5 protein-coding genes are annotated in these 5,632 nt (G+C 73.6%); 1 reads left to right on the top strand and 4 read right to left on the bottom strand.

The features are described 5' to 3' along the window. The first annotated feature begins 64 nt into the window (after nucleotides 1-64). Nucleotides 65-502, top strand: a complete 438-nt coding sequence (locus ABC270_RS00025) for a YdeI/OmpD-associated family protein (RefSeq protein ID WP_412878906.1) — start codon at nucleotides 65-67, stop codon at nucleotides 500-502. Nucleotides 503-734: 232 nt separating this feature from the next. Here ABC270_RS00025 and ABC270_RS00020 read toward each other — a convergent pair whose 3' ends face one another. The 4 genes from ABC270_RS00020 to ABC270_RS00005 all read right to left on the bottom strand — a co-directional run. Continuing rightward, nucleotides 735-1,598 carry an NAD(P)H-hydrate dehydratase gene (locus tag ABC270_RS00020; RefSeq protein ID WP_412878905.1) on the bottom strand — a complete coding sequence of 288 codons (864 nt, stop codon included), beginning with the start codon at nucleotides 1,596-1,598 and terminating at the stop codon, nucleotides 735-737. Then, nucleotides 1,588-2,328 (bottom strand): histidine phosphatase family protein, encoded by a 741-nt coding sequence (locus ABC270_RS00015; protein WP_412878904.1) that lies wholly within the window; start codon nucleotides 2,326-2,328, stop codon nucleotides 1,588-1,590. Before ABC270_RS00015 ends, ABC270_RS00020 begins: the two co-directional genes overlap by 11 nt. Before the next feature lie 34 nt (nucleotides 2,329-2,362). After that, the gene (locus tag ABC270_RS00010) at nucleotides 2,363-3,322 is read right to left on the bottom strand and encodes a hypothetical protein (RefSeq protein WP_412878903.1); all 960 of its coding nucleotides are present in this window, start codon (nucleotides 3,320-3,322) and stop codon (nucleotides 2,363-2,365) included. A 389-nt stretch (nucleotides 3,323-3,711) separates the two neighbouring features. Further along, nucleotides 3,712-5,632, bottom strand: a 1,921-nt coding sequence (locus ABC270_RS00005) for an alpha-mannosidase (protein ID WP_412878902.1), incomplete at its 5' end; no start/stop codon positions are given.

Below are 5,632 nucleotides of genomic sequence, written 5' to 3'. Positions count from 1 at the left end.
ACGGTGAACGGCGGTCGAACTCTTGCCCTTGCGCCCGGGGGCGTTCCGGTGGTCCACTCTGACCATGCGGTTCACGACGACGGTCCTGCAGGCACGGAAGACGGCCACCGGGCTCCCGGTCCCGCCCGAGGTCATCGAGGCGCTCGGCGCCGGGAAGCGTCCGCCGGTGGTGGTCACGCTGGACGGCGGCTACACCTACCGTTCCACGATCGGGGTCATGGGGGCGCAGTCGCTCATCCCGCTGTCGGCGGAACACCGGGAAGCCGCGGGCGTCGCAGCCGGGGACACCGTCGAGGTCACGATCGACGTCGACACCCAGCCCCGGACCGTCGACGTCCCGGACGACCTCGGTGCGGCGCTCGACGCGGCCGGGGTGCGCGCGGCGTTCGAGACGCTCTCGAACTCGCGGCAGCGCGCGCTCGTCGACCCGGTGCTCCAGGCGAAGGCGCCGGAGACGCGGGCGCGGCGTGTGGAGAAGGCGGTCGAGTCCCTGCGCGGGTAGCGGGGGGGGCGGGCGCGGGCGCGGTCGCGGCTGGTCGTTCCGGGCGTGCCTGGTCGTTCCGGGCATGCCTGGTCGTTCCGGGCATGCCTGGTCGTTCCGGGCATGCCTGGTCGTTCCGGGCGTGCCTGGTCGTTCTTTCCCGCCAGGAATGCCCGGTTCCACCAGTCACGCCAACCGCGATGGGAAAGAACGAGCGGTTGCCGGACGTCCCGGCGACGGGGCCGCAGGTGTGTCAGGCGCCGAGTTCGACCAGCACGTGCGGGATCTCCGCGACGAGCTCGCTCGCGACGTAGCCGAGCGGCCCGACCTGCACCGCCAGGCGGTCCCCCGCGGCGGCGTGCACGTACGACGACCACGCGACCGCCTGCGCCGGGTCGGCTCCCCGCGCCAGCAGCCCGACGATCGCGCCCGAGAGCACGTCTCCGCTGCCGCTCGTCCCGAGACCGCCGGATCCGGTCCCCTTGAGCCACGTCCGGCCGCCGGGGGTCGCGATCGCGTCGCCGAGGGCCACCACGGCTCCGAAGCGCTCCGCGATCTCGACGGCGTCGGCCACGGTGTCATCGCCGCAGCTGCGGCCGAGCAGTCGTTCGGCCTCCCCGGAGTTCGGCGTCATCACGAGACGCCCGCGCAGTGGTTCGAGTTCCTGTCGGAGGTCCGCCGCGACGCCCAGTGCGAAGGCGTCGAGGACCACGAGGGTGTCCGGGCCGACGGTCCGCGCGAGCGAGGCCACGAGGTCGCGCGTTCCCTCGGGCTCGTCCAGTCCGGGTCCGACGAGCACCGCGTCCGCGGACGCCGCCGCGTCAGCGATGCCCTCGCCGGCCCCGACCGCGACGTGGCCGTCGGGGTCCTCGTCGAGGGGCTCGACGCCGGACTCGGGCACGGCCACCGCGACCTGGGGTGCGACGCTCCGCGCCACCGCGAGGGTGAGCCGGCCGGCACCGACCCGGAGTGCGGCGAGCGCCGACAGGACCGCTGCGCCGGGCGTCCGTGCGGCGCCTCCGACCACGAGGACCTGCCCGCGCCCGTACTTGCCGGCGCCCGGCTCGGGGAGCGCCCAGTCGCGGAGGAAGTTCGGGGTGATGGGGTCAGCGGACACGGGCGTCGTCCTTCCGGCCGCCGTGCTCGGTGACCTCGTCGTCGTCGAGGTGGCCGACCGAGGAGAACTCCTCGAGCGACCACGGGGAACCGACGGCGTCGCGTCGGAGTCGGGTGAGGGAGGCGTTCGCGACCGTGTGGGTCCGGGCGAAGTCCATGAGCGCGGGCTCGTCGAGGTCGACGCAGACCGCGACGGTCAGCATGACCACGGCGTCGTGCGCGGCGATCACGAGTCGCTCGGGTCCGTCCAGCCGGTCGACGTCGGCCAGCACCGACCGCAGCCGGAGCATGACGTCCGCCCAGGACTCCCCGCCGGCCGGCCGGTGGTAGTACTTCCCGAGCCACTCGCGCCGCCGTTCCTCGTCGGGGTACCGGTTGCGGACGCCCTGCCGGGTGAGCAGGTCGAGCACGCCGAGTTCGCGGTCCCGCAGCCGTTCGTCGGTGCGGCGCTCGGGTTCGGCGAGCGAACCGTGCTCGAGCGCGATCGCGATGGTCTGCTGCGCGCGGCGGTACGGCGACACCCAGAGCGCGACGGGGACGTCGTCGAGCGCGCGATCGGCGAGCTCGGTGCCGAGGGCACGGGACTGCCGTTCCCCGAGCGGGCTCAGCGGGACGTCCGCGTCCCGGTGCCCGGCGTCGATGACGTCCGCTCCCTCGGCCTCGGCGCGGGCGGCGGCGACGTTCGCCTCCGATTCCCCATGGCGGACGAGCCAGATCTCCGTGACGGCCATGCGCGCCACGGTAGTGACGGCTCCCTGTGCCGCTTCACCGTCTCACGTCGCGAGCGCTCCGGACCGGGCGGAGGAGGCACGGCAGACCTGCGATGCGGAGGCGGCGGGTCAGCGTGTCGAGATCGAAGAGGTCGCGCCACTCCAGCCGGATGATCGTGCGGACGGCCGAGGCGGTGAGCAGGGCCTCGTGACGGCGCTTCTCGTCGACGACCACCTGCTCCTGCGTGCGGCCGTTCCGGTACCGCGCCTGCGTGTACTTCGCGAGGCCGTCGACCTCGATCACGACGCCCTGCTCGGGGAACCAGAAGTCGACCTCGTACCGACGGCCTGCGACGACGAACGGCTGCTGGAGGACCGGGGCGGGGAGTCCGAGTTCCCGGAACACCACTCGCGCGAGGGACTCAGCGGGGGAACCGGAGCGGGCATCCGCGAACTCGATGACGGACGTGGCGAGGACGCGGCTCCGTGCCGTCGACCCCACCGCGGCGCAGATCGCGGCGCGAGGGCAACCGCCCCGGAGTGCCGCGTCGGCGACGACGACACCGGAGCGGAAGTCGCCGGCGAGTGCGATGTCCGCGACGGTCCGCGCCAGCGTCGTCGTGTGGATGCCCCGGACCTCGATCCGATCGGCGTCGGCCACGGCGCGCGAGTGCAACACCAGCGCCGAGGTCCGTCCGCGGTACATCGACGCCGGCACCGTGGCGTGCACCGGGACGTCCCAACCGTGGAGCGCCGGCAGGCCGTGGATCGCTGCCGCTGAATCGTGCGACGCCGTTGCGCGGACTCCGATGCGACCGAGCCTGGCGTACACGCGCGTGACGTAGCGCTGTCGCGGGCCCGCAGCGTCCCATCGTGCGCCGTGCACGAAGGCGTTGGGGCCGACGCGGACGAGCCGGTCCGGGCCGTGCGCGCTGGTTCGTCGGCGCAGGGTGGTGGCATCGGCACCGGCCTCGTGCATGGCCGAAGCTCGGAGGATCGGCAGCGGTTCGTTCATGCACGGCAGACTGCCCACGCGACCCGCGCACAGCGGTGCCGTCCACGAGATCTGTGGACGGGCCTCCCGGACCGAACGTTGTGGAGGAAGAGCGTTCCTTCCCAAAGCGTCCGCGATGCCTGATCTTTCCGGGCGTACCTGGTCGGAAGTTCCGGCCAGGTACGCCCGGATCGACCACCCACGCCCGGAACGACCAGCCCAGCCCAGCCCCGCCCGACCAGCCCAGCCCAGCCCCGACCAGCCCAGCCCCGCCCAGCCCAGCCCCGCCCGACCAGCCCAGCCCCGCCCCGCCCGCGCGCGCAGCGCGGCGTCGGGGGAACGCACCCGAGCTCCCCCGACGCCGCAGCCTCTCCACCGGACCCGCTGCCTCGGGCCCGGCTCGTCCTCCGCTAGGCCCGTCGGACCCGCAGCGTGACGATCTCGAACGGGCGCAGCGTGAGCACGACCGGCTCCCCCGCGCCCCAGGACGACGACTCCACCGGCCGCTCGAGCAGGTCGACCGCGGAGACGGACGCCACGTCGAACCCGAACGACACCCCGACGTCGGACGCCCGGCCGCCGGAGGCCTCGTAGAGCCGGACCACGACGTCGCCGGAGCGGTCCTCCGCGAGCTTGACGGCCTCGACGAACACCTGCGCGGACGACACCGTCACGAGCGGATCGACCACGGCGGACCCCGGTACCGATCGCACCGGCAGGTTCAGCCGGTAGCCGGAGTCCGCGGCGTCGAGCGCGGTCGCCCCGACCCGCAGCACCGTGCGGAACACGTGGTGCCCCTGGTCGGCGTCCGGGTCCGGGAACGTCGGCGCGCGCAGCAGCGACTCCCGCACGAGGGTCGTGGTGCCGCCGTCGGCACGGGTCGACCGGGTGATGTCGTGCCCGTAGGTCGAGTCGTTCGCGACCGCGACCCCGAACCCGGCCTCGGCGACGTGCACCCACCGGTGGGCGCTCGTCTCGAAGCGGGCCGAGTCCCAGGAGGTGTTCTGGTGGGTCGGCCGGTCGATGTGCCCGAACTGGATCTCGCTCGAGGCGACGGATGCCCGCACGTCGAGCGGGAACGCCAGCTTCAGGAGCTTCTGGTGCTCGTGCCAGTCGACCTCGGTCTCGATGCGCAACTCGGGGGCGTCCTCGACGGCGGAGTAGCGCGTCGTGATCGTGGACGAACCGAACGACCGCTGCACGACCACGGTGTCGCCGTCGACGGCGACGTCCGAGGCGTCGAGCACGGTGCCGTTCCGCTGGTAGGCGCGGTCGATGTCCCAGGCCTCCCACTGGTTCGGGGTGTCACGGAACACGGTGTACGCCGCGCCGGCGGAACCCGGAGCGATCGCGTCGCGGCCGGTGGCGTTCGCCACGAGTGACACGACGTGGCCGGCCGCGTCGATGGTCGCGGTGACGACGCCGGTGTCGAACACGAGGTGGTCGCCGTGTCGGACGGGAGGGACGGCTCGCTCCCCGTCGGTCGGCAAACCCCCCAGGGCGGTCACCCCGCCCGCCGCCACGGGCGAGGCGTTGAACCGGACGAGGTGCCCGCCGGGGGCCCCGTCGACCTCGGCCCCGTGCCCGGGGGCGTCGAGCAGCCCCGTTCCGTGACCGTCGACCGCGGAGGACGAGGCCCCGACCCCGGCGGAGGAGGCCCCGACCCCGGCGAGCGCTCCGGCCCCGCCGTTCGCGAGCGCGGTGGTCGCCGTGCCGATGAGCCCCTCGAGGACCTCGGCGACCCTGGCGTAGTTCTCCTCCGCGACCTCGTAGACCCAGGCGATCGACGAGCCGGGCAGGATGTCGTGGAACTGCTGGAGCAGGACGGTGTGCCAGGCCTCCTCGAGTTCCTCGTACGGGTAGTCGAGACCGTGCCGGACGGCGGCCGTGGCGGCCCAGAGCTCGGCCTCGCGGAGCAGGTGCTCCGAGCGGCGGTTGCCCTGCTTCGTCCGGATCTGGGACGTGTAGGTACCGCGGTGGAACTCGAGGTACATCTCCCCCGACCACACGGCGGGTTCGGGGAGGACGCGCTCGAGCTCCCCGAAGACGTCGGCGGGGGTGCCGAGCGTCACCCGCGGCGAGCCGTCGAGGTCGTGCTGGCGTCGGGCTGCCGCGACCATCTCGCGGGTGGGGCCGCCACCGCCGTCACCGAAGCCGTAGAGCAGCATCGAGGTGTTCGCGACGCCGCGCTCCTTGTTCTGCCGTTCGCCGCGGTGCAGGTCGGCGGGCGACACGTCCGAGTTGTACGTGTCGGCCGGGGGCAGGTGGGTGAGGACACGCGAGCCGTCGATGCCCTCCCAGTGGAAGGAGGTGTGCGGGATGACGTTCGTC

This window comes from Curtobacterium phoenicis (genome assembly GCF_047238015.1).
GTDB lineage: Bacteria > Actinomycetota > Actinomycetes > Actinomycetales > Microbacteriaceae > Curtobacterium.
Note: the sequence above shows the minus strand (reverse complement) of the source record. Positions and strands in the feature narration are given on the sequence as shown.